This is a genomic window from Sphingobium lactosutens DS20, assembly GCF_000445105.1.
Classification (GTDB): domain Bacteria; phylum Pseudomonadota; class Alphaproteobacteria; order Sphingomonadales; family Sphingomonadaceae; genus Sphingobium; species Sphingobium lactosutens.
In genome coordinates, this window is the sequence record NZ_ATDP01000001.1 from 1 (window position 1) to 741 (window position 741).

Annotated in this window: 1 protein-coding gene; it reads left to right on the forward strand. The window is 61.0% G+C overall.

Annotated elements, in window-relative coordinates; translation table 11 throughout:
* Positions 1 to 741: TonB-dependent receptor domain-containing protein (locus RLDS_RS0127310; RefSeq protein WP_031297146.1), on the forward strand; the 741-nt coding region annotated here is incomplete at both ends.

Genomic DNA, 741 nt, shown 5'->3' on the forward strand with positions numbered 1-741 from the left:
TCGCTACGACCACGAAACGAACAGCTTGGGCATCGATCAGACCGCGCGGTTCGCGGGGGCCTATCCTGATCCGAGGGCTTTCGGCTCCACCGGGTCGCCGCTGTACCGCGCGGTGGTTGCAATCAACCAGGGCGTTGCCGGCATCGTAGCCCAAGCGAGCGGTTCGGCCGCCGCTACCGATCGGACCTTCGATGCGTTCTTGCCGAAGGCGGGGATCCAAATGGCCTGGACGCCGAACCTCAAGACTGGTTTCACGGTCCAACGAGGCTATCGGTCAGGCGGCTCGAGCGGCAATATCGCGCGTTCGGCGACCTTTTCCTACGATCCTGAATTCACCTGGAACTACGAGCTGTCGCTGCGTTCCGCGTGGCTCGATGGGCGGCTGACATTGAATGCCAACGCCTTCTATGTCGACTGGAAGGATCAGCAGGTTTCAGCGAACTTCGGCATGAGCATATACGACACGCATATCGTCAATGCCGGCTCGTCCCATCTCTATGGGTTCGAGATCGAGGCGACGCACAGCCCCAGCGGCGCTTTCGACTGGTACGCCTCGGTGGGCTACTCGCGCACGAGGTTCGATGAATTTGCCACGACGGTCGGCAGCGTGACGGACTATGACGGCCTTGAATTCGCTCATGCTCCGCGCTGGACGCTCGCCGGCGGCGTCAACATTCGTCCCGTCGATCGAGTGGCCATTAACTTGAACGCCAGCCATCGTTCAGCGGTTTTTACCGAGGT